This window comes from Aminobacter sp. Piv2-1 (assembly GCF_037625995.1).
GTDB lineage: Bacteria > Pseudomonadota > Alphaproteobacteria > Rhizobiales > Rhizobiaceae > Aminobacter.
The window spans coordinates 605,849-629,099 of sequence record NZ_JARKMU010000001.1 but is presented as its reverse complement, the minus strand read 5'-3'; the positions used below and the strand labels follow the sequence as shown (position 1 = coordinate 629,099).

General features: G+C 65.9%; 19 protein-coding genes and 1 pseudogene. 12 read left to right on the top strand and 8 right to left on the bottom strand.

Features of this window, described 5'->3' with window-relative positions:
• Positions 1–3 precede the first annotated feature (3 nt).
• The 6 genes from AmiPiv_RS03010 to fabD form a co-directional block, all read right to left on the bottom strand.
• Positions 4–894 (bottom strand): YicC/YloC family endoribonuclease, encoded by an 891-nt coding sequence (locus AmiPiv_RS03010; protein ID WP_340035755.1) that lies wholly within the window; start codon positions 892–894, stop codon positions 4–6.
• A gap of 27 nt (positions 895–921) precedes the next feature.
• The gene (gene mltG, locus AmiPiv_RS03005; protein ID WP_340035754.1) at positions 922–2,118 is read right to left on the bottom strand and encodes an endolytic transglycosylase MltG; all 1,197 of its coding nucleotides are present in this window, start codon (positions 2,116–2,118) and stop codon (positions 922–924) included.
• Positions 2,119–2,220: 102 nt separating this feature from the next.
• On the bottom strand, positions 2,221–3,483 hold the full coding sequence (gene fabF, locus AmiPiv_RS03000; protein WP_340035753.1) for a beta-ketoacyl-ACP synthase II: 1,263 nt from the start codon (positions 3,481–3,483) through the stop codon (positions 2,221–2,223).
• Between the two features lie 30 nt (positions 3,484–3,513).
• Positions 3,514–3,750: an acyl carrier protein gene (locus tag AmiPiv_RS02995; protein WP_018427111.1), complete on the bottom strand. Its 237-nt coding sequence runs from the start codon at positions 3,748–3,750 to the stop codon at positions 3,514–3,516.
• 246 nt (positions 3,751–3,996) lie between these two features.
• Positions 3,997–4,734 carry a 3-oxoacyl-[acyl-carrier-protein] reductase gene (fabG, locus tag AmiPiv_RS02990; protein ID WP_340035752.1) on the bottom strand — a complete coding sequence of 246 codons (738 nt, stop codon included), beginning with the start codon at positions 4,732–4,734 and terminating at the stop codon, positions 3,997–3,999.
• Between the two features lie 51 nt (positions 4,735–4,785).
• On the bottom strand, positions 4,786–5,727 hold the full coding sequence (fabD, locus tag AmiPiv_RS02985; RefSeq protein ID WP_340035751.1) for an ACP S-malonyltransferase: 942 nt from the start codon (positions 5,725–5,727) through the stop codon (positions 4,786–4,788).
• Between the two features lie 289 nt (positions 5,728–6,016).
• On the opposite strand from fabD, the gene AmiPiv_RS02980 reads away from it, so the two are divergent.
• The 6 genes from AmiPiv_RS02980 to AmiPiv_RS02955 all read left to right on the top strand — a co-directional run bounded on the left by AmiPiv_RS02980 (position 6,017) and on the right by AmiPiv_RS02955 (position 11,634).
• Positions 6,017–7,990: an LTA synthase family protein gene (locus AmiPiv_RS02980; RefSeq protein WP_445206893.1), complete on the top strand. Its 1,974-nt coding sequence runs from the start codon at positions 6,017–6,019 to the stop codon at positions 7,988–7,990.
• 306 nt (positions 7,991–8,296) lie between these two features.
• Positions 8,297–8,782 (top strand): 30S ribosomal protein S6, encoded by a 486-nt coding sequence (gene rpsF / locus AmiPiv_RS02975; protein ID WP_340035750.1) that lies wholly within the window; start codon positions 8,297–8,299, stop codon positions 8,780–8,782.
• Positions 8,782–9,030, top strand: coding sequence for a 30S ribosomal protein S18 (gene rpsR, locus AmiPiv_RS02970; RefSeq protein WP_018427106.1), 249 nt, complete (start codon positions 8,782–8,784; stop codon positions 9,028–9,030). Before rpsF ends, rpsR begins: the two co-directional genes overlap by 1 nt.
• Positions 9,031–9,246: 216 nt before the next feature.
• Positions 9,247–9,822 (top strand): 50S ribosomal protein L9, encoded by a 576-nt coding sequence (gene rplI, locus AmiPiv_RS02965; RefSeq protein WP_340035749.1) that lies wholly within the window; start codon positions 9,247–9,249, stop codon positions 9,820–9,822.
• A gap of 136 nt (positions 9,823–9,958) precedes the next feature.
• Positions 9,959–11,248 (top strand): cyclopropane-fatty-acyl-phospholipid synthase family protein, encoded by a 1,290-nt coding sequence (locus AmiPiv_RS02960; protein ID WP_340035748.1) that lies wholly within the window; start codon positions 9,959–9,961, stop codon positions 11,246–11,248.
• 62 nt (positions 11,249–11,310) lie between these two features.
• Positions 11,311–11,634 carry a YnfA family protein gene (locus AmiPiv_RS02955; RefSeq protein WP_340035747.1) on the top strand — a complete coding sequence of 108 codons (324 nt, stop codon included), beginning with the start codon at positions 11,311–11,313 and terminating at the stop codon, positions 11,632–11,634.
• A 39-nt stretch (positions 11,635–11,673) separates the two neighbouring features.
• Here the strand turns inward: AmiPiv_RS02955 and AmiPiv_RS02950 are convergent, their stop codons facing one another.
• On the bottom strand, positions 11,674–14,130 hold the full coding sequence (locus AmiPiv_RS02950) for an autotransporter family protein (protein ID WP_340035746.1): 2,457 nt from the start codon (positions 14,128–14,130) through the stop codon (positions 11,674–11,676).
• A 568-nt stretch (positions 14,131–14,698) separates the two neighbouring features.
• Here AmiPiv_RS02950 and AmiPiv_RS02945 point away from each other — a divergent pair.
• The 4 genes from AmiPiv_RS02945 (at position 14,699) to purF (ending at position 20,060) form a co-directional block, all read left to right on the top strand.
• On the top strand, positions 14,699–16,195 hold the full coding sequence (locus tag AmiPiv_RS02945) for a replicative DNA helicase (RefSeq protein ID WP_340035745.1): 1,497 nt from the start codon (positions 14,699–14,701) through the stop codon (positions 16,193–16,195).
• 249 nt (positions 16,196–16,444) lie between these two features.
• Positions 16,445–17,848 (top strand): DNA repair protein RadA, encoded by a 1,404-nt coding sequence (gene radA / locus AmiPiv_RS02940; RefSeq protein WP_340035744.1) that lies wholly within the window; start codon positions 16,445–16,447, stop codon positions 17,846–17,848.
• 27 nt (positions 17,849–17,875) lie between these two features.
• Positions 17,876–18,505, top strand: coding sequence for a CvpA family protein (locus tag AmiPiv_RS02935; protein WP_340035743.1), 630 nt, complete (start codon positions 17,876–17,878; stop codon positions 18,503–18,505).
• 85 nt (positions 18,506–18,590) lie between these two features.
• Positions 18,591–20,060, top strand: a complete 1,470-nt coding sequence (gene purF / locus AmiPiv_RS02930) for an amidophosphoribosyltransferase (RefSeq protein WP_340035742.1) — start codon at positions 18,591–18,593, stop codon at positions 20,058–20,060.
• A gap of 170 nt (positions 20,061–20,230) precedes the next feature.
• Here the strand turns inward: purF and AmiPiv_RS02925 are convergent.
• Positions 20,231–20,362 (bottom strand): annotated as a pseudogene (locus tag AmiPiv_RS02925) (DoxX family protein); the annotation flags it as partial.
• Between the two features lie 150 nt (positions 20,363–20,512).
• Here AmiPiv_RS02925 and AmiPiv_RS02920 point away from each other — a divergent pair.
• Complete coding sequence (locus tag AmiPiv_RS02920) at positions 20,513–21,259, top strand: SDR family NAD(P)-dependent oxidoreductase (RefSeq protein WP_340035741.1); 747 nt, start codon at positions 20,513–20,515, stop codon at positions 21,257–21,259.
• Between the two features lie 121 nt (positions 21,260–21,380).
• A complete protein-coding gene (locus AmiPiv_RS02915; protein ID WP_340035740.1) occupies positions 21,381–23,147 on the top strand; it encodes an SLC13 family permease in 1,767 nt (588 codons plus the stop codon).
• Positions 23,148–23,251: the final 104 nt, after the last annotated feature.

Genomic DNA, 23,251 nt, shown 5'->3' with positions numbered 1-23,251 from the left:
GCGCTACTCCAAATTCTGAACCTGCTCGCGAAACTGGTCGACCACGGCCTTCAGTTCCAGCCCGATGGCGGTCACCGCGGCGGCGTTCGACTTCGAACATAGAGTATTCGATTCGCGATTGAATTCCTGCGCCAGAAAATCGAGCTTGCGCCCGATTGCGCCGCCCCCGGCGAGCAGGCCGCGCGCCGAGGCGACATGGGTCTTCAGCCGGTCGATCTCCTCCCGGATGTCGGCCTTGGTCGCAAGAAAAGCCGCCTCCATGTTCAGCCGTGCTTCGTCGAGCGCCGACGAGGCGTCGAGCAGCAGCCGCACCTGGTCGGCGAGACGCTGGCGGATCGCCGCAGGCTCGCGCGACGGATCCGCCTCGGCCCTGAGCGTGAGCTTTTCGACGGCGGCGACATGGCCTGACAGCAGGGCCCGCAAGGCCTCGCCCTCGCTGCTGCGCGCCTGTTCGAGACCGGCCAGGGACGCGTCGAGACAGGCAAGGATCGCCGCGTCGATCGCCGCACGCTCCTCCTCGGTTTCGACCGCTTCCGGCACGTCGAAGACGCCGCGCAGCGCAAGCAGGCCATCGGCGGTCGCAGGAGCTGCGCCAAACTGCTCGACCAGGCGATTGGCAAGTTCGGCGACGTCGCGCAGGAACGCCTCGTTGATGACCGGCTGGACCATCGCGCCGCCGGTCCGGCCAACTGTCAGCGTGGCCTGGAAATTGCCGCGCGAGAACCGCTTCTGGACCGCTTGCCGTACCGCCGCCTCGAGCCGCTCGTAGCCTTGCGGCAGCCGCAGGCGCACCTCGGCGCTCTTGCCGTTGACCGACTTCACCTCCCAGGCGATGGCCGTGCCATCATGCTCCGCCGCCGCGCGCGCGAAACCCGTCATGCTTTGCAGGATCATGTCGACAGCCCGCCCACAGCCTGCGGCCTAGTTCTTCTTGACGGCATTGGTCGTGGTGCCGTCCTTCTTGGCCGCGTCATCCGCCTTCTCGTCCTCGACGATGTTGCGCTGGAACGCCCGCCAGCGGGCGACGTTCTGGTTGTGCTCTTCGAGCGTCGCGGCGAAGACGTGGCCGCCGGTGCCGTCGGCGACGAAATAGAGATCGTCCGTCTTGGACGGGTTGGCGACGGCCTCGAGCGAGGCGCGGCCGGGATTGGCGATCGGCGTCGGCGGCAGGCCCTTGATCGTATAGGTGTTGTAGGGCGTCGGCTTGTCGATGTCGGAGCGGTAGATCGGGCGGTCGGCCGGTTTGCCCTTGCCGCCGAAGATGCCGTAGATGATCGTCGGATCCGACTGCAGCCGCATGCCCTTGTTGAGGCGGTTGATGAACACGGCCGCAACGCGCGAGCGCTCGTCGCCGCGGGCGGTTTCCTTTTCGACGATCGAGGCCAGGGTCACGAACTCGTTGACGTCGGCGATGGGCAGGTCGGGCGCGCGGCGGGCCCAGATGCTTTCCACCAGTTCCTTCTGGTCGGCCAGCATCTTCTTGACGATCTGCTCGCGCGATGCGCCGCGCGTGAAGCGCTGGGTGTCGGCGGCGAGCGTGCCCTCCTCCGGCATCTGCGTAGGCATGTCGCCCGTCAGCGCCTCCTGCTCGGCGATGCGCTGCCAGGCCTGCTCGACCGTCAGCCCTTCGGGAATGGTGAGCGAATAGAGCATCGACTTGCCGCTCTTCAGGAGATCCATGATGTCGCGCATCGAGGCGCCGGCCTGGATCTCGTATTCGCCTGCCTTCAGGGCGCCGTCGTTGCCGTAGGCGCGCACGCCCAGCCGGAAGATGCGCGCGTCGCTGATCAGGCCGCGGCGCTCGAGCTGGTCGGCGATGTCGGCCACGCCCGTGCTCGGCCTGACCATGAAGGTCGTCGCCACGGTCGAAGGTCCCTGGCCGCTGAATTCCTGCTTGCCGAAATAGAGCGCGGCGCCGGCCCCCACGATCAGCAGCATGACCGACGAGACCACGAAGTTCATGAACACGATGATCTGGCTGCGCGAGGCGCGTGAGCGCCTCGGTGGCGGCGTGCCGGTTTCCGGGCGCAGCGCTTCCTGGGCCGTCTTCGGAACGATCGGACTTGACGGCGCGGCGCGCGGCGCGCCCTCACCCATGCCTGGCGTATTCATGCTCATCTGCCTCGCCACTCCCTCTTGCGAATCCCCGCCGGGAGACTAGGGCGGAATATGGCAAAAATCACGGCGAAGGGGGCCGCTCCGGCCGCCTTCCCACAGGCCTCAGCCGTTGTAGCGCTGGAAGACCAGCGAAGCGTTGGTGCCGCCGAAGCCGAACGAGTTCGACAGCGCCACGTCGATCTGCCGGGAGCGCGGCTTGTTCGGCACCAGGTCGATGGCCGTCTCGCGCTCGGGATTGTCCAGGTTGATCGTCGCAGGCGCGATATTGTCGCGCATCGCCAGGATCGAGAAGATCGCCTCGGCCGCGCCCGCTGCACCCAGTAAATGGCCGATCGACGACTTGGTCGAGGACATCGACACCTTGGACGCGGCATTGCCGACCAGGCGCTCAACAGCACCAAGCTCGATCGTGTCGGCCATGGTCGAGGTGCCGTGGGCGTTGATGTAGTCGATGTCGGCGGGCGTGAGGTTGGCGCGCTTGAGCGCGGCGGTCATACAGCGGAGCGCGCCGTCGCCATCCTCTGCCGGAGCCGTGATGTGATGGGCATCGCCGGTCAGGCCGTAGCCGACCACCTCGGCGTAGATCTTTGCGCCGCGCGCCTTGGCGTGCTCGAGTTCCTCGAGAACCACGACGCCAGCACCCTCGCCCATGACGAAGCCGTCGCGATCGCGGTCATAGGGGCGCGAAGCCTTCTCGGGCTCGTCGTTGCGATCGGTCGAAAGCGCCTTGCAGGCGGCGAAGCCGGCCAGCGAAAGACGCGTCACGGGCGCCTCGGCGCCGCCGGCCAACATGACGTCGGCGTCGCCGAACATGATCAGGCGGGCCGCATCGCCGATGGCGTGCGCGCCGGTCGAGCAGGCGGTGACCACGGCATGGTTCGGCCCCTTGAGGCCGTGCCGGATCGAAACCTGCCCGGAAACCAGGTTGATGATCTGGCCGGGAATGAAGAAGGGGCTGATGCGGCGCGGGCCGCGCTCCCGAAGGATCAGGGCATTCTCGGCTATGCCGTCGATGCCGCCGATGCCCGAGCCGATCATGACGCCGGTCGCGTTCTGCTCTTCCGGCGTCTTGGGCGCCCAGCCCGAGTCCTTCAACGCCTCGTCGGCAGCCGCGATCCCGTACAGGATGAAGTCGCCGATCTTGCGCAGTTCCTTGGGTTCCAGGAACGCTTCGGGATTGAAGGTACCGTTGCTGCCGTCACCGCGCGGGATGACGTTGGCAATCTTGCAGGGGAGGTCTTCGACCTCGAACTCCGTGATGCGCCTCGCGGCGCTCCGGCCGGAAAGAAGCTCTTTCCAGCCGTGCTCGTAGCCCATGCCGAACGGCGAAAGCAGGCCTAGGCCCGTGACGACCACACGCCTCATCGCAGGCATCCCTGACAAGTCTGCAATCGCTTAGGCCGAAGCCTTGTCGATGTACTTCACGGCGTCGCCGACCGTGAGGATGGTCTCGGCCGCGTCATCGGGGATCTCGACGCCGAACTCTTCTTCGAACGCCATAACGAGCTCGACCGTGTCGAGGCTGTCCGCGCCCAGGTCGTCGATGAAGCTTGCAGCTTCCGTCACCTTGTCGGCGTCGACGCCAAGATGTTCGACAACGATCTTCTTGACGCGCTCTGCGGTGTCACTCATGTGGGCATCCTCAGTCTGGTGTTTGTCAGGTCTTCGTTAGCGGGCGGAATGCCGCTAATCAAGTTCAATTCTACGCTTTCCCAAAGCGCTCTGGCAGCGGCCGACTAGCGGTCCAGCCACCTGATGCGGCGCGCCATTACACGAAATCTTTACCGCATCCAAGGGCCAAAAGGCCGGTTTTCCCGGCCTATCGCCGCTTCTTTCGCCCTTTCGGGCCGCATGACGGCCTGAAAAGGGCCCAGCTCGTCAGATCATCGCCATGCCGCCGTTGACATGGATCGTCTGGCCGGTGACGTAGGCGGCCTCGTCGGAAGCGAGATAGGCGACCGCCGAAGCGACCTCCTTGCCGGTGCCCATGCGCTTGGCAGGGATGGCGGCCATGATCGCCTCCTTCTGCTTGTCGTTGAGCTTTTCGGTCATCGCCGATTCGATGAAGCCCGGCGCGACGCAGTTGACGGTGATGTTGCGGGTCGCGATCTCCTGCGCCAGCGACTTGGAGAAGCCGATCATGCCGGCCTTGGAGGCACAGTAGTTGGTCTGGCCTGGGTTGCCGGTCACGCCCACCACCGAGGTGATGTTGATGATGCGGCCATGGCGGCGGCGCATCATCGGATGCGTCAGTTCCCGGGTAAGCCGGAACATCGCCGTCAGGTTGATCTCGATGACCTGGTCCCAGTCGGCGTCCGACATGCGCACGAACAGGCCGTCCTTGGTGATGCCGGCATTGTTGACCAGGATGTCGACGCCTTCGAGCTCGGCCTCGGCCTTCTGGCCCAGCGCCTTGACCTCGTCGCGGTCGGCGAGGTTGGCCGGGAACAGCTTTACCCGCTCGCCGAGCTCGCTGGCCAGCGCCTCGAGCTTCTCGACGCGTGTGCCGTGCAGGCCGACGATGGCGCCCTGCTTGTGCAGGATGCGGGCGATTTCCTCGCCGATGCCACCAGAAGCGCCGGTGACGAGTGCCTTGCGGCCGGTCAGGTCGAGCATTTTTCCAATCCCCTTGTAAGCACACCCTTCACACGGGTGGGGTCATTGATTTCAGGCAAGCGCTGCAATCGCCGCGTCGACGTCGGCCGGGTTGTTGACCGCGGCCGTCGCGATTTCCTTGTTGATGCGGCGGGCGAGGCCCGACAGCACCTTGCCGGCGCCCACTTCGTAGAGGGTGGTGACGCCGTTGTTGCCGAACCACTCCACTGTCTCGCGCCAGCGGACACGGCCGGTGACCTGCTCGACGAGGCGGAGGGCGATCTCTTCCGGGTCGGTGATCGGCTGGACCGTGACGTTGGCCACGACCGGCACCACCGGCACGTTCTTCTTCACCGCGCCAAGCGCCTCGCGCATGCGCTCGGCCGCCGGCGCCATCAGTGCCGAATGGAAGGGGGCGGAGACCTGCAGCATGAGCGCTCGCTTGGCGCCCTTGTCGGTGCAGAGCTTGGCGGCGCGCTCGACCGCCGCCTTCTCGCCGGAGATGACGAGCTGGCCGCCGCCATTGTCGTTGGCGATCTGGCACACCGAACCCTCGGCCGCCTCGGCGCAGGCCGCATCGACGTCGGGCTGCTCGAGGCCGATGATCGCCGCCATGGCGCCCTGCCCGGCCGGCACTGCCGCCTGCATGGCGTCGCCGCGGATGCGCAGCAGACGCGCCGCATCGGCCACCGACACGAAGCCCGCCGCGGCGAGCGCAGAGTATTCGCCGAGCGAGTGGCCGGCGACGTAAGCAACCTTGTCCTTGAGCGAGAGGCCGCGCGCCTCGAGCGCGCGCAGGGCAGCAATCGACACTGCCATCAGCGCCGGCTGGGCGTTGGCCGTAAGCGTCAGCGTCTCCTCCGGGCCTTCCCAGATCAGCTTCGACAGCTTCTCGCCGAGCGCGTCGTCCACTTCCTCGAAGACGCGGCGCGCTTCCGGGAAGGCATCGGCCAGTTCCTTGCCCATGCCCACGGCCTGGCTGCCCTGCCCCGGGAAAGTAAAAGCGATGGCCATTCTCTGTCTCCTGGCTTCTAGCGCATCGACGACGCACAGACATCTCTGGGAGCGCAGTTGCGCATCTTGGCGCGCACCGCTCCGGAATTTGTGGCTCTGGCGCAATGCGCCCTGTCAAGTCAAGCCTTTAGCGGCCCTCGGGTCGAAACGGGTCGACAATCACGCATGATTAAGCCGAAACACGAATTGTTGGCCAACGCTTCTCAATTTTGCCATAAGCCCTAGCTTCTGCATGACAGTTTGATGACGTTCAGGTGACGTTCAGGTGACGTCTGCATCTTGCGCCGTCATGAAACTGGGGAAGTTCGAGTTGGGAAGTGTGGTCGACAAAGCCGTAAAGGGCGCTGACGACGCGGAGCAGACAGCGCTCGGCCGGCGCACCTATGCGCTGGGCGTGCTGCGCTCGGTGATGGTGACGCTCACCGTCTCGGCGGTTCTGGTTTTCGCCATCGAACTCATCGCCCGCGGCTCCTTCGTCGACACGCTGCAGTTCTTCCAGCAGCCCTTCAAGCCGAGCTGGACCACTGTCGCGCTCTTCGCCCTCCTGCTCGTCGGTCTCGACGCCCTGCTCGGCCGGCCGCACAACGGCCTGCTGATCGTCGCCCCGCTGGCTCTGCTCTTGGCCTTCATCGGCCACCAGAAGTCGCTCTATCTCGGCGACCCGCTCTACCCGACCGATTTCCTCTATGCCCGGCAGATCGTCGAGTTGATGCCGCTCCTGGTGCGCGAACGGCCGCTGACCGGCATCGGCATCGCCGTCGGCATCGTCGCCGGCATCTCGCTTCTGGTGTTCGCCTGGCACTACTGGCGCCGCCGCATGCCGGCGCTGTCCTTCTGGGCGCGCATCTCGCGGCTGGCCATCGCCATTCCGGCACTCGCCTTCTTCGTCTCGATCATGGATTACGCGACGTTCTCGTGGACGCGCGACCGCCTGCAGATCATCCCGATGATGTGGGACCAGAAGGAGAACTACAACTCCAACGGCTTCGCCATCGCATTCGCGCTGAACGTGCCGATGGCCAAGGTCAACGCCCCGCACGGCTATTCCGCCAAGGCGATCGACGCGATCGCCCGCACCGACGTGGTCGCCTCGCTGCCCGAGGAGAAGCCCGACATCATCGTGGTGATGAGCGAATCCTTCTGGGACCCGACCCGGCTGCCGAACGTCTCCATCACGCCCGACCCGATCCCCAGCGTGCGCGCCGCGCAGTCCGGCAACGTGTTCTCGCCCGAATTCGGCGGCATGACCGCCAATGTCGAGTTCGAGGCGCTGACCGGCTTCTCCAACGCCTTCCTGCCCACCGGCAGCATCCCCTACCAGCAATATGTCCGCGCGCCGGTACCGTCGCTCGCCACCTTCCTGCGCAGCGAAGGCTACGAGACGCGCGCCATCCATCCATTCGCGGGCTGGTTCTGGAATCGCGCCCCGGTCTACAAGGCCTTCGGCTTCGACCGCTTCATGTCCGAGGAAAACATGCCGACGCTCGCAAAGCGCGGGCCGCTGGCTTCGGACGCGGCGCTGACCGAGGAGATTATCCGCCAGGCCGATGCCACCAAGCATCCGTTCTTCTATTTCGCCGTCAGCCTGCAGAGCCATGGCCCCTACGAGCCCAACCGCTACGCCGACGCGACCCACAAGGTCGATGCGCCGACGTCGCAATGGACGCGCGATTCGACCCTGACCTATACCGAAGGCGCCTCGGACGCCGACCGCGGCCTGCAGCGCCTGATGGACTGGGCGGCCAAGCGCAAGCGCCCGACCGTCATCGCCTTCTTCGGCGACCACCTGCCACCGCTCGGGGCGGTCTATGTCGAGACCGGCTTCATGAAAGAGCCGGTGGCCAAGCGCAAGGCGCCGATAAACGACATGCTGGTGCAGCACGAGACGCCGCTGGTCGTGTGGTCGAACCGCACTGGCCCGGTGCGCGATCTCGGATCGATCAGCCCGGCCTTCCTGCCGCTGCATGTGCTCGAGACCGCCGGCATCAGCCATCCCTACTACACGGGCTTCCTCGGCCGGGTGCATGAGCGTTTCCGCGTCGTCGACCGCAACGTGCTCTTGCCGCGGCTCGGCGCGACCCAGTTCGACTGGTCGCGCGAGAAGGAAATCGACCCGATGATCCGCGATTTCCGCTGGCTGCAGTACGACATGATGTTCGGCAAGCGCCGGGGCGCCAAGGAATTCTTCCCCGAAACGATCGACAAGGTCGTGGCCAACCGCATCCACTCGCCGCTGCTCCTGCACGACGAGGCGTTCGGCTGAACCCGATCCGACCGAAAGGCGCCGGATTCGGCGAGAAATTCACTGCTGCCCTTGCCTTTTGGGCTCTATGCCTGTAGACGCCCGCCATCTGCCGGTCCCAGCTGGGGGCTGAACGGAGGGCCGGAGGTTTGCAAGAGCCTTCGTGCGAAGCGAAAACGCTTCCGCCTCCCGTGTCTCCGCTCTCGACCGTCTCGTCGTGCTCCTTTCTTCCCCTGAGGAGGCCGCAAGGCCCTCGAAGGGTCAGGGAGGTCGCAGAGGCTCTAGCCGCCGGGACCGGAAGATGGAAACGAAGAAAGGCAAAGAACTATGGCTCTTTACGAACATGTGTTTCTTGCCCGTCAGGACCTCTCGCAGCAGCAGGTCGATGCGCTTGTCGAACACTACAAGGGCATCATCACTGCAGCCGGCGGGTCGGTTGGCCGGGTTGAGAACTGGGGACTGAAGTCCCTCACCTACCGCATCAACAAGAACCGCAAGGCGTACTACACGCTCATGGACATCACCGCGCCGTCGGCTGCCGTCAAGGAAGTCGAGCGCCAGCAGGGCCTGTCGGAAGACATCCTGCGCTTCATGACCGTCAAGGTCGAGGCGCATGAGGAAGGCGTGTCCGCCATGATGCAGAAGCGCGAAGAGCGCTCCGAGCGTGGTGAACGCGGCGGCTTCGGCGACCGTCCGCGCTTCGGCGACCGCGACCGCGGCGACCGTGGTCCGCGCAGCTTCGGCGACCGCGATGGCGGTGGCGATCGTGGCCCGCGCCGTCCGCGCGAAGGTGTTGAAGGGGGTGCAGAATAATGGTCGACATCAATCAGATCCCGACCCGTCGTCCGTTCCACCGCCGTCGCAAGACCTGCCCGTTCTCCGGCGCCAACGCTCCGAAGATCGACTACAAGGACGTGCGTCTGCTGCAGCGCTACATCTCCGAGCGCGGCAAGATCGTGCCGTCGCGCATCACCGCCGTCAGCCAGAAGAAGCAGCGTGAACTCGCCCAGGCGATCAAGCGCGCCCGCTTCCTCGGCCTGCTGCCCTACGTGGTGAAGTGACATTCGTTCCGGCCCGGCGGCTTCCGCCCCGGGCCGGAAACTCCCGCCGCGACGGGCGCGGTCGGGTGAGCCTCAAATCCCGGGTTGGATTTCCGCGGAAGTCCTAACTGCCGCGACAGGCAGGACAGCGAAAACCGGCGCTACATGCGCCCCGATTGCTTCCTTGCCCGTTGAACCGAATTCGCTGCCTTTGCAGCCAACGAAAGGACAAGGACAATGGACGTCATTCTCCTCGAACGCATTTCCCGCCTCGGCCAGATGGGCGACACCGTCAAGGTCAAGGACGGCTTTGCCCGTAACTACCTCCTGCCCAAGGGCAAGGCGCTCCGCGCCAACGAAGCCAACAAGAAGAAGTTCGAAGGCCAGCGCGCCCAGCTCGAAGCCCGCAACCTCGAGCGCAAGTCGGAAGCCCAGCAGGTCGCCGACAAGCTCGACGGCAAGAGCTTCGTGGTCGTCCGCTCGGCTGGCGAAACCGGCCAGCTCTACGGTTCGGTCTCGACCCGCGACATCGCCGACATCCTGATCGCCGAAGGCTTCACGGTTGCCCGCAACCAGGTCGAGCTGAACCAGCCGATCAAGACCATCGGCCTGACCAACGTGGCGATCGCGCTGCACGCCGAGGTCGAGGTCACCATCACCCTCAACATCGCCCGCACGGCCGACGAAGCCGAGCGCCAGTCGAAGGGCGAGACGCTGACCACCGCCGAGGCCATCTACGGCGACGACATCAACGAGAACGCCCGTCCGGACAGCTTCTTCGATCCGAACGCCGAGGAAGAAGAAGAGGCCTAAGCCTCTCCCTCTCCAGAATTTCTGGATCAAGCCCGGGTGGAAACGCCCGGGCTTTTTTGTGCCAGGTGGAACTTGCCAACGCGACCGCGATTGAACAGGATTGGTCTACACGACTGACAGATCGCGAGCACTGCCCATGAACGTGTTGCTGCAGCGTATCCTAGGAAGGCTCGTGCGCGTCGGCGACCTGACCGTCACCGGTCCGGACGGCACCGCCCACCGCTTCGGCGACGGCAGCGGCGAACCGGTCCACATGCTCATCAAGACGCGGCGCGCGGAACGCGCCATCACCTTCGATCCCATGCTGGCGGTGCCCGAAAGTTTCATGGACGGCGAGATGGACATCGTCAAAGGCGATGTGCTTGGGCTGATGCGGATCGCCTTCCAGAATCTCGGCAACGGTACCATCGACGCGGCCTGGACGCGCGCCATCGAAGGGCTGCGCGTGGCCTTCCGCCGCTTCCACCAGGTCAACACGGCGGCGCGCTCCAGGCGCAACGTCGAGCGCCACTACGACCTGTCGGGAGACATCTACCGCCTCTTCCTCGATCGCGACATGCAATATTCCTGCGCCTACTTCGCCGAGCCGGAGATGACGCTGGAGGAGGCGCAACTCGCCAAGAAGGCGCACATCGCAGCCAAGATGCGGCTCAGGCCCGGCCAGTCGGTGCTCGACATCGGTTCGGGCTGGGGCGGCCTCGGGATCTATCTCGCCAAGTCCTTCGACGTACAGGTGCTGGGCGTCACGCTGTCGACCGAGCAGCACGCGGTCGCGACCGAGCGCGCCCAGGCGGAAGGGCTCGAGAACCAGGTCCATTTCGAGCTCAAGGACTACCGCGACCTCGTCGAACGCTTCGACCGCATCGTCTCGGTGGGCATGTTCGAGCATGTCGGCGTCAACCACTACCGCACCTTCTTCGACGCCGTGGCGAAACGGCTGAAACCCGACGGCGTGATGGTGCTGCATTCGATCGGCCGCGCCGGCCCACCCGCGGCCACCAGCGCCTTCATCCGCAAGTACATCTTCCCCGGCGGCTACATCCCCGCCCTCTCCGAGGTCCTGCCCGCGATCGAGAAGTCCGGCCTGATGGTGACCGACGTCGAGATTCTGCGCCTGCACTACGCCGAGACGCTGAAGCACTGGCGCGAGCGCTTCCTCGCCAACCGCGACAAGGCCAAGGCGATCTACGACGAGCGCTTCTGCCGGATGTGGGAGTTCTACCTCGCGGCGTCCGAGGCCTCGTTCCGCTGGCAGGACCTCATGGTCTTCCAGATCCAGCTCGCGCACCGCAACGACACGCTGCCGGTCACGCGCGACTATGTCGGCAAGTGCGAGAAGGCGCTGGCCATGCACGACATGGCGCATCGCCGGGCCGGGCCTGCGGCCAAGCCGCCGCGCAGGCGCAAGGTGGCCGACCAGGAGTAGCCCTTGCACCTGGCTCCTCTTCCATAGGAAAAAGGCCCGTCTTCACGCACGGGCCTATCCACATGACCTATATCATCTACATCGCCGCAGCGCTTGCCGAGATCGCCGGCTGCTTTTCCTTCTGGGCCTGGTGGCGGCTCGACAAGTCGCCGTTGTGGCTCGTGCCGGGACTGGTCGCGCTGGTCGCCTTCGCCTGGCTGCTGGCACTGGTGGAGTCGGACGCGGCCGGCCGCGCCTATGCCGCCTATGGCGGCATCTACATCGTCGCTTCGCTCGGCTGGCTATGGATCGCCGAAGGCGTGCGCCCCGACCGCTGGGACGCGATCGGCGCCGCCATCTGCATCTTCGGCGCCTCGGTGATCCTGCTCGCGCCGCGCGGCGCGTAGCCTGTCATCGGCGCCTGGCCGAAACCGGGCGCCGAATCCCTACCACTTCACCTGCAGGCCCAGATTGCCCTCGAAGGCGCGGCTGCGCTCGCCGCCGAGATTGAAGGTGTAGTCGGCAACGGCAAAGGCGCTGACCTTGTCGGTGAAGGCATGGGTGATGCCAGCGCCGAGTTCGAGCTTGGTCCCACCCGTCTCGACACTAATGGCGTCGCCGTCGAAATAGGTCACGTCCTCGCCTTCGAAGCCGTGCCAGAGATTGGCCTTGAGGTAAGGCTTCAGCTTGCCGGCGTCCGTTTCGAACACACCTTCGAGCCGCGCCCCGACCCGGCCGGTCACGCCGCGACCCTCGTCGAACGAAATGGCTGACAGCGTGTCGTTGCCGTCGTCCAGCGCCACGTCCTGCCAGATGATCTGCGCCTGCGGCTCAAGGGTCCAGCGGTCGTTGAGCGCGATGGGTGCGCCGGCCTCCAGCGAGGCGGTGATGACCCTGCCATCGGCATCCAGGCTGATGCCCTGGTCGGCTCTGGCAGCGCCCCCAAGCCACGTCCCCATCAGCACGGCGTCGACATACCAGCCGCTTGCCCCGACATGGGTGAAATAGCCGCCGAGGCTGTAGGCGTCGAGGTCGAGCTTGCCGGCGGCCAGGTCGTCCTCGCCCTGCACGGCGCCTCGCACATCGCCATCCAGGCCGGCATAGCCGAGGAAGACACCGGCGACATTGCGAGCCCCGGCATCCGTTTCGGAACGGATGACGTCGAGGCCGGCCTGCAGCCCGAACGTCGTTCCGTCGAGCGACGGCGACACCGTGCCGGCCCAGCTCTGGTCCACGCTGCTGCCGAAGACGCGGCCCCAGGCCACGGACGGGTCGCCGCCGCCGGCGAGGAAACCCTGCTCGCCGCGCCTTTCGTGGAACGTGCCCAGCGTCGACAGCGCCACATCGCGCGCCATCGACGGCATCACCGAGTAGAGCGCCGTTTCCGGACGGATGATGAGTTCGCCTGGTGCTGTCGGGTCGGTCGGATCGAGGATTTCCGAGCGCAGGTACCAGTTTTCGCCAAGTCCTGCCGCATCTCCCCGGAACAGGAGATACTCGTAGGCACCGTAGGCGACGGGCCTCGCGAGGCTGAAGGCGCCCGCATCGGTCGTCGCACCGTTGATGGCCTGGACGACCAGGATGCCGTCGGCGTTCGTCTGCTGGCCCGTCCCGCCCTGGTTGACGATGACGATGCCCGTCGTACCCGATGCATCGCCGCCATCGATGACCAGCCTGTCGGAAGGCGCGCCGTCGCCCGCCACGACCGTGTCGAGCCGCAGGAAGCCTCCGGCGCCGAGGTAGTCGCCGACCACCGTCAGCGTGTCGCTCGTGCCGGGTCCGCCATTGGTCAGGTCGACCGTGCCGGCATTGCTCAGCGTCGCGGCATTGCCGGGGACGAACGCGCGTATGGCTGTGGCCCCGGCGCCGGCGAACAGCGTACTCGACGCGTCGATGTTGAAGCTGCCGGTGGTCGAAAGCGCGTCGCCGAGCACGAAATCGCCGTCGAGCGTGAATTCGGAGCCTTGCGTCAGGTTTACGGTTTCCCAGTTCACGTAGCGGGAAGCCGTCGTCGAACTGGTGTTCTCGAACGTCAGCGTGTCCGCGCTCAGGCCGGTGTTGACGTCGACGTCGCTGCCGCCGTCGAAGACCTGGCCCGGGCCGAAACTGGATTCGCTCAGGCCGGCCAGCAGCGCCGTGTCGTTGCCCGCACCCATCAGCACGCTGCCGCGGACCTGGCCGGCGCCGAGCCAGCGGAACGTGTCGCTGCCCTGGCCGAAACGGACCCCGCCACCGGTGACGAAACCGACGATACCGCCAGTCACCTCGACCAAGTCGTTGCCGTGATTCTGCGGTATCAACGTGGTTGGATTGAACATCAGGATTTCGCCGCCGATCGTCCCTCCGGAGACGAACACGCGGTCGTTGCCATTGCCCAGTTCGATGGACGTACCGACCGTCGCCGTGCCGGAAATCTCGACGAGATCGTTGCCTGCCGTCGCCGTGATCGTCGTGTCGATGCTACCGCCCGACATGCGCATCTCGTTGTTGGCTTGTTCGAGATTGACGTTGCCGATGCGCCCGCCGGTCATGGTGACGAAATCGCCGGCGAAGAATTCGCCGATGATGCGGCCGCCGCTGATGGTCGCCGTGTCGAGGGCACTGCCCTGGTTCAGCGAGTTGATCACGCCGCCAGTCATGATGAAGACGTCGCTGCCGCCGGATTGATTGACCGCACCGTCGATCATGCCCGAATGCACTTCGACGCGGTCGGCCAAGTTGCCGAAAACCACATCGCCGGTGATGGCGCCGGTGCCGCCGGCCGGCATGGTCAGCGTGTTGGTGCCGTCGGCGTCGGTCAGCCCGGGGCTCGTGCCGCTATCGCAGACATAGGTGCTATTGCCGGCCGTCGGCGTCAGGTCGCAGGCGGCGAAGCCTGCCTGCGTCGAAGCCAACAAGGCCATGGCGGTGGATGCCAGCCAGCCGATTCGGGCCGGCGCCGGGCAGAAAGGTCGCATAGTGCCTCCTCAAGCAAGAGAGGCCGGCCCGCGAAAGCGCACGTTTCAGCCCCTGGTAACCCCTCGGCATAAGCATCGCCATGTGCCGCATCGCGATGAAAATGCTTCCAGAGAAGGCAAGGATCACCGACCCTCCAAGGAAAATCAACATCCTTTGTATACAAACTACCTAATGTTAGTTTTCGACTTTTCTTGGCCAATTGAGAACTCACGCAGATATTCCCTTTTTGTTCCTGTCTGTTTGCGACTAAAGCTGGAAGTTCGTCGGTGCCACCTTTTGCACGTACGGGATGTCAGTCATTGCACTCGCACTGCGCGATGCGATCGTTCCCTTTATGTTCTTGATAGGGCTTACAGGCGTAGCTAGAATCAGCGCAATGTACGTCAACCCTCGTCCTCGATGTTTCTTGGCTGCTGTGAACAGCGTGGATATGGAGCGAACCCCTCGCACAAAGCGGGGACCACACCGCCAGCTCTGATACTGGAGGTGTTCAAAAACGGATTGGGGAAGACATTGGCCGAGGCAGCGCGCAAATTCGAAGTGGCGGAAACCCCGCTCTACCGGGAGGCTCCGAACAACATCGAGGCCGAGCAGGCGCTGCTGGGTGCGATCCTGGTCAACAACGACGCCTTCTACCGCGTCTCCGACTTCCTCAAGCCGACGCATTTCTACGAGCCGCTGCACCGCAAGATCTACGAGGTCTCGTCCGAGCTCATCCGCATGGGCAAGATGGCGAACCCCGTCACCATCAAGACCTTCCTTCCGGCCGAAGAGAAGGTCGGCGACATGACCGTCGCCCATTATCTCGCCCGCCTCGCCGCCGAAGCCGTCACCGTCATCAACGCCGCCGACTACGGCCGCGCCATCTACGACCTCGCCACCCGCCGCGCGCTGATCACCGTCGGCGAGGACATGGTCAACGTCGCCTATGACGCGCCGGTCGACATGTCGCCGGCCGAGCAGATCGAGGACGCCGAGCGCCGCCTGTTCGAGCTCGCCGAAACCGGCCGCTACGACGGCGGCTTCGAGAGCTTCTCCGACGCGGTCAAGACCGCCATCGACATGGCCAGCGCCGCCTACATGCGCGACGGCCATCTCTCCGGAACGGCCACCGGGCTGCACGACCTCGACAACCGCATGGGCGGACTGCAGTCCTCCGACTTGATCGTGCTCGCCGGCCGCCCCGGCATGGGCAAGACCTCGCTCGTCACCAACATCGCCTTCAACGTCGCCCATGCCTATGTGCCGGCCCAGCAGGCCGACGGTTCGTTCAAGGCCGCCAACGGCGGCGTCGTCGGCTTCTTCTCGCTCGAAATGTCGTCCGAACAGCTGGCCACGCGTATCATTTCCGAGCAGGCCGAGGTGCCCTCCTCCAAGATCCGCCGAGGCGACCTCACCGAAGCCGACTTCGAGAAGCTGGTGGGCTGCACCCAGACCCTGCAGAAGATCCCGCTGTTCATCGATTCGACCGGTGGTATCTCCATCGCCCAGCTCGCCGCCCGCTCGCGCCGGCTCAAACGCCAGCGCGGCCTCGACGTCATCATCATCGACTATATCCAGCTCATGCAGGGCTCGTCGGCCAAGGCGTCGCAGAACCGCGTGCAGGAAATCACCGAGATCACCACCGGCCTGAAGGCACTGGCCAAGGAACTCAACGTGCCCATCATCGCGCTGTCGCAGCTGTCGCGACAGGTCGAAAGCCGCGACGACAAGCGCCCGCAACTCTCCGACCTGCGTGAATCGGGCTCGATCGAGCAGGACGCCGACGTGGTGCTGTTCGTCTACCGCGAGGAGTACTACCTCAAGAACAAGGAGCCGAAGCCCGGCACCGACGAGTACCTGCAGTGGGAAGCCAACATGAACGACGTGCGCGGCAAGGCCGAGGTCATCGTCGCCAAGCAGCGTCACGGCCCCACCGGCACCGTCAGCCTCGGCTTCCAGGGCGAGTTCACCCGCTTCTTCGACCTCGCGCCCGAGCATCACCTGCCCGAGCGGTTTGGAGAAGAGTAGGCGTGAGCGGATTTTCGCCAGTTGTTGGTGACGTAGGCGGGGCAGCGCCCCCCTCTGTCCTGCCGGACATCTCCCCCACAAGGGGGGAGATTGGCCGGCCGCTCGACTTTCGCCCGTTTGAAACGTCGCAGAATGGGGTGCAGTCGTACCTGATAGCTGATCTCCCCCCTTGTGGGGGAGATGTCCGGCAGGACAGAGGGGGGCAACGTAGAACGCTGCCTTCCCGTGTTTCCGGCAGACAGACCCCCCATGGCTAAGACCCGCACCCAGTTCGTGTGCCAGAATTGCGGCGCGGCGCATCAGCGCTGGGCCGGCAAATGCGATTCCTGCGGCGAGTGGAACACGCTCGTCGAGGAAGGCACGGCAGGCGGCATCGGCTCCGGTCCGTCCTCGCTGAAGAGCGCGCGCAAGGGCCGTGCCGTCACGCTCACCTCGCTCGACGGCGACATCGAGGATGCGCCGCGCATCGTCTCGCGCATCGGCGAGCTCGACCGCGCCACCGGCGGCGGCTTCGTCCGCGGCTCGGCGCTTTTGATCGGCGGCGACCCCGGCATCGGCAAGTCGACCCTGCTCACCCAGGCGGCGGCGGCGCTTGCCCGCCAGGGCCACCGCATCGTCTATGTCTCGGGCGAAGAGGCCGTCGCCCAGATCAGGCTGCGCGCGCAAAGACTTGGCGCGGCGTCCGCTCCGGTCGAACTCGCCGCCGAAACCAATGTCGAGGACATCCTCGCCACCATCGCCGACGGCAAGCGGCCCGATCTCGTCATCATCGATTCGATCCAGACGTTGTGGACCGATCTCGCCGATTCCGCTCCCGGCACGGTCACCCAGGTGCGCGCCTCGGCCCAGGCGATGATCCGCTATGCCAAGTCGACGGGTGCTGCCGTGGTGCTGGTTGGCCACGTCACCAAGGAAGGCCAGATCGCCGGCCCGCGCGTGGTCGAGCACATGGTCGACGGCGTGCTCTATTTCGAGGGCGAAGGTGGCCACCACTATCGCATCCTGCGCACGGTGAAGAACCGATTCGGCCCCACCGACGAGATCGGCGTCTTCGAAATGTCCGACAAGGGACTGCGCGAGGTCGCCAATCCGTCCGAACTGTTCCTCGGCGAACGCCACGCCAAGGCGCCTGGGGCGGCCGTCTTCGCCGCGATCGAGGGCACCCGGCCGGTGCTGGTCGAGATCCAGGCGCTGGTGGCGCCTTCGACGCTCGGCACGCCGCGCCGCGCCGTCGTCGGCTGGGATTCGTCGCGCCTGTCGATGGTGCTCGCCGTGCTCGAGGCGCATTGCGGCGTCCGCTTCGGCCAGCACGACGTCTATCTCAACGTCGCCGGCGGCTACCGCATTTCCGAGCCCGCGGCTGATCTCGCCGTGGCTTCCGCACTGGTTTCGTCGCTCACCGGTATTGCTCTGCCCGCGGATTGCGTCTATTTCGGCGAAATCAGTCTTTCCGGTGCGATAAGACCCGTTGCGCATGCGCAGCAGCGCCTTAAAGAGGCCGAAAAGTTGGGGTTCGGAAGGGCCGTGCTGCCCTCCGGCAGTGGGGACATCGCAGGCGGTGCGGGTGCCGGAACGTTCCAGCCGTCCGAGCTTTCGGATCTGGTGGCACGGATAGCCGGCTCAAGGCGAAGCCGCGCGGAAGAGACGGACTGACACCGTCGTCATGGAGTGAGTGACACGATGCCGATTACGCTGCTCGACGGAATTCTGGTCGGCTTCACCCTGGTTTCGGCGATGCTCGCGATGGTTCGCGGCTTCTCCCGCGAAGTGCTGTCCATCGCGTCGTGGGCAGCCGCGGCGGTCGCCGCCTTCCTGCTCTACAAGCCGGTCGTCCCCTACGTTCAGCCCTATATCGACAACGAGAAGATCGCCATGGCGGCCGCGGCCGGCATCGTCTTCATCGTCGCGCTGATCGTGGTCACCATCATCACCATGAAGATCGCCGACTTCATCATCGACAGCCGCATCGGCGCGCTCGACCGTACGCTCGGCTTCCTCTACGGCGCCGCCCGCGGCATCCTGGTCGTCGCCGTCGGCCTGCTGTTCTTCAGCTGGCTCGTCGGCGACAAGGCGCCGGCCTGGATCGCCGAAGCCAAGTCGCGGCCGCTGCTCGAAAGCATCGGCACCTCGCTCGAGAACCTGCTGCCCGAGGATCCGGAAAACTCGATCCTCAAGAAGCTCAATCCGCAGGGCCTCGACACCGGCACCGCGGCACCGCCGGCCGAAGGCGGAGCCGAGGCGGGTGGAACCGAGGCGCATCCCGAAGGCGAGGCCGACGCGCCCGCCGAGCCGGCGCCGACAAACAACTGATCAAGGCGCGAGGGGCGCGTAAGTCGCGTTGCCCTTCCCGCCCCTTGGCACTATATAGCGTTTTTGCGACGAGAGGCCTCGCCCCATGGCAGACGCATCGACCGCCCTTTCAGCGGAAGCCGACGATCATTTCCACGACGAATGCGGCGTGTTCGGCATATTCGGCCGGCAGGAGGCCGCAGCCATCGTGACGCTGGGGCTGCACGCCCTCCAGCATCGCGGCCAGGAGGCTGCCGGCATCGTCTCCTATGACGGCAGCCAGTTCCACGTCGAGCGCCACATCGGCCTGATCGGCGACACCTTCACCAAGCAAGCGGTCATCGACCGGCTCAAGGGCAACCGCGCCATCGGCCACACGCGCTACGCCACCACCGGCGGGGCGGGCATGCGCAACGTGCAGCCCTTCTTCGCCGAGCTGGCCGACGGCGGCTTCGCCATCGCCCACAACGGCAACCTCACCAACGCCATGACCGTCCAGCGCGCCCTGCAGAAGCAAGGCGCGATTTTTTCTTCGACCTCCGACACCGAGACGATCCTGCACCTCGTCGCCGTCAGCAAGGAGCGCGACCTCAATGCGCGCTTCATCGACGCGGTGCGCCAGGTCGAGGGCGCCTTCTCGCTGGTGGCGCTGTCGTCGAAGAAGATGATCGGCTGCCGCGATCCGCTCGGCATCCGCCCGCTGGTGCTGGGCGACCTCGACGGCGCCTGGATCCTCGCCTCCGAAACCTGCGCGCTCGACATCATCGGCGCGCGCTTCGTCCGTGACCTCAAGCCGGGCGAGATGGTGGTCATCACCTCCAAGGGCGTCGAGAGCCACTTCCCGTTCGAGCCGCAGAAGCCGCGCTTCTGCATCTTTGAATACGTCTACTTCGCCCGTCCCGATTCCTCGGTCGAAGGCCGCAACGTCTACGACGTGCGCAAGCGCATCGGCATGGAGCTGGCGCGCGAGAGCCCGGTCGATGCCGACCTGGTGGTGCCCGTGCCCGATTCGGGCACGCCTGCGGCGATCGGCTTCAGCCAGGAGGCCGGCTTGCCCTTCGAGCTCGGCATCATCCGCAATCACTATGTCGGCCGCACCTTCATCTCGCCCGGCGACTCGATCCGCCACATGGGCGTCAAGCTCAAGCACAACGCCAACCGCCGCATGATCGAGGGCAAGCGCGTCGTGCTGGTCGACGACTCCATCGTGCGCGGCACCACCAGCCAGAAGATCGTGCAGATGGTGCGCGACGCCGGCGCCAGGGAAGTGCACATGCGCATCGCCTCGCCGCCCACCCGCGCCTCGTGCTTCTACGGCGTCGATACGCCGGAAAAGTCGAAGCTGCTCGCCTCGCGCATGTCGATCGAGGAGATGGCCGAGTTCATCCGTGTCGATACGCTCGGCTTCCTGTCGATGGACGGGCTCTACCGCGCCGTCGGCGAGGCCGGCCGCAACGATGAGCAGCCGCAGTTCTGCGACGCCTGCTTCTCGGGCCAGTACCCGACCCGCCTGCTCGACCACGAGGGCGCCGACAACGTGCGCTCCCTGTCGCTGCTCGCCACCGGTGGGGTGTAGATCCCAGCCCGTAGTTGATGTCTGGCCGAAGCAAGATCTATTTGCTGATCGCCTTTGGGGTTGGTGCTGTGCTGATGGCCGCCAACCCCAACAGCGCCAACGAACCGGATTTCAACGGTTGGGTTTGTCGCATGGCCAAAGGTTTTGGGTACTGCACCCAAAACCAGTGAGGCCATGAAGATCACATAGGTTCCGGCACGCAGCGCGGCCTCGGAGAAGAAGGCGCCGCTCAGCAGCGCCTGGAGCAGGTCGGTTGCGAATATCGCCGCCGGCCATGCCAGCAGCAGCGGGAACGGAAAGCCGCCGAAGCCAGCACGCATTTCCGGCATTTTGGGCGGACAAATTCGCGTGTTGCCGCCCGGAGCCTGCATCCATTCTCCCGCGCGGGGTTTTGTTCGCGGCGAAATCGTCCTATCAGGCTGCGGATCGACCCGCTCGAACTGGATGCCCGTATGACCACTACTCCCGACCTCTCCGGCCGCATCGCGCTCGTCACCGGCGCTTCGCGCGGCATCGGCTACCACACCGCCAAGCAGCTTGCCGCTGCCGGCGCCCATGTCATTGCCGTGGCCCGCACGGTCGGCGGCCTGGAGGAGCTCGACGACGAGATCAAGGCAGCCGGCGGCCAGGCGACGCTGGTGCCGCTCGACCTCACCGACATGGCCGGCATCGACCGGCTCGGCGGATCGATCCACGAGCGCTGGGGCAAGCTCGACATCCTGGTGGCGAACGCCGCGGTCCTCGGCGTCATCGCCCCCATCGGCCATGTCGAAGCCAAGGTCTTCGACAAGGTGATGGCGGTCAACGTCACCGCCACCTGGCGGCTGATACGCTCGGTTGATCCGCTGCTGCGCCTTTCCGACGCCGGCCGCGCCGTGGTCGTCACCTCCAACGCCGCCCATTCGGCGCGCGCCTTCTGGGCGCCCTACGCCGCATCCAAGGCCGCGGTCGAGACGCTGATGCGCTCATGGGCCGACGAGACCCGCAATCTGAGGCTGCGCGTCAACGCCTTCGACCCGGGCCGCACCCGCACCGCGATGCGTGCCCAGGCAATGCCCGGCGAAAACCCCGAAACGGTGCCGCACCCCTCCGAGGTCGCGGTCCACATGCTGCCGCTGGTCGACCCTGCCCTCACCAATACGGGCCTGATCTATCAGGCGCGCGAACAGCGCTGGGTTTCCTACCAGCAGCCGGCCTGAGCATTCTCCTGCTGCCCGGCCCGGCCGTTGCCGCTTCGGGCATTGGCCGGCGCGGGAGGCCACGATAATACTGCTGCAACGTTGACCATCGCCGACCGACCGAAGTGGGGACTTCCGCCGCATGACGACCGACCAGCTGATGTCCATCGCCGTCATCGCGCTGATGATGGCGGCGTTCATCTGGGGCCGGTACCGTTATGACCTCGTCGCCTGCGGCGCGCTGATCGTCGCAGTCGCGGCCGGCGTCGTTCCGACCGCAAGCGCCTTCACCGGCTTCAGCGACGACATCGTCATCATCGTCGGTTCAGCACTTCTGGTCAGTGCCGGTGTCGCCCGCTCGGGCATCATGGAATACGCCATCCAGCGCTTCGCGCCCGACGTCGCCAGCGTGCGCGCCCAGCTTGCGCTGCTCGTCGTCATCGTCACCGTGCTCTCCGCCTTCGTGAAGAACATCGGCGCGCTGGCGATCATGATCCCCATCGCCTACCAGTTCGCGCGGCGCTCCAACACCTCGCCTTCGGTGTTCCTGATGCCGATGGCATTCGGCGCGCTGCTCGGCGGCCTGATGACCCTGGTCGGCACCTCGCCCAACATCGTGGTCTCGCGCGTGCGCCAGGAGATGACCGGCGAAGCCTTCTCGATGTTCGACTTCACGCCGGTCGGCGCAGCTTTGGCGGTCGCCGGCGTGGTCTTCCTTGTACTGTTCTACAAGCTGGTGCCGATCAGGTCGCGCGCCGCGGCCTCCATCCACGAAGCCATCGACATCGACAACTACGTCACCGAGGCGCGCGTCGTCGGCGACTCCACCGTGGTCGGCAAGAACCTGGCCGATCTGGTCAAGATCGGCGGCGGGCGCGCGATGGTGACCTCGATCCTGCGTTCGCGCGCCCAGCACATGACGCCGTTCCCGGACGTCAAGCTGATCGAAGGCGACATCCTTCTGATCGAGGGGGCTCCCGACGTGCTGGACCGCCTGGTCGCGCAGGCCAAGCTCAGCGTCACCGGCAGCCGCGATTCGGCCGGCGGCAAGCATGCCGCGACCGCCGTCGAGGCCGTCATCAGCGAAAATTCCCGACTGATCGGCGGCTCTGCCCAGCGGCTCGCGCTCTACGACCGCTACAACGTCAACCTGCTTGCGGTCAGCCGCAAGGGCGAGCGCATCCAGGAGCGCCTCGGCGCAGTCACCCTGCGCCTGGGCGACGTCGTGGTGCTTCAGGGCAACCCGCAGACCTTGCCGGACATCCTGCGCGAACTCGGCTGCCTGCCGCTGGCGCAGCGTCCGATCCTGCTCGGCAGTTTTCGCCGCGGCATCGTCCCCCTCGCCATTCTGGTGGCGGCGATGGCGGCCACAGCCCTCGGGCTATTGCCGGTGCCCTTCGCCTTCTTCAGCGCGGCAATCGCCATGGTGCTGTTTCGCGTCATCCCGCTGCGCGACGTCTACGACGCCATCGACGGCCCGATCCTCGTCATGCTGGCGGCCCTCATCCCGGTCAGCGACTCGCTCAGGCGCACCGGGGCGACCGACCTGATCGCGGCCTGGCTCGCGGATTTCGCCTCCGCCCTCCCCCCGGCCGGGGCGCTTACGCTCATCCTCGTCGTCGCGATGGCGGTGACGCCGTTCCTCAACAACGCAGCGACGGTGCTGGTGGTCGCCCCGATCGCGGCCGGCTTCGCCAGCACGCTCGGCTACCGGCCCGAGGCATTTCTGATGGCCGTGGCGATCGGCGCCGGCTGCGACTTCCTCACCCCGATCGGGCATCAGTGCAACACGCTGGTCATGGGGCCGGGAGGCTACAAGTTCTCCGATTATCCGCGTCTCGGCCTGCCGCTGTCGCTGCTGGTGATCGCCGTGGCGGTGCCGTTTCTGCTGCTCGTCTGGCCGATCTAGAGCGTCTTGCAGCCAGACGAAATCGTCAGGCGAGCGACACACAAGCGTGATTGGCCCTCGATGGCGCCGCGCCCTAGTTTTGCAGGCCTCGATCGCCATCCAGG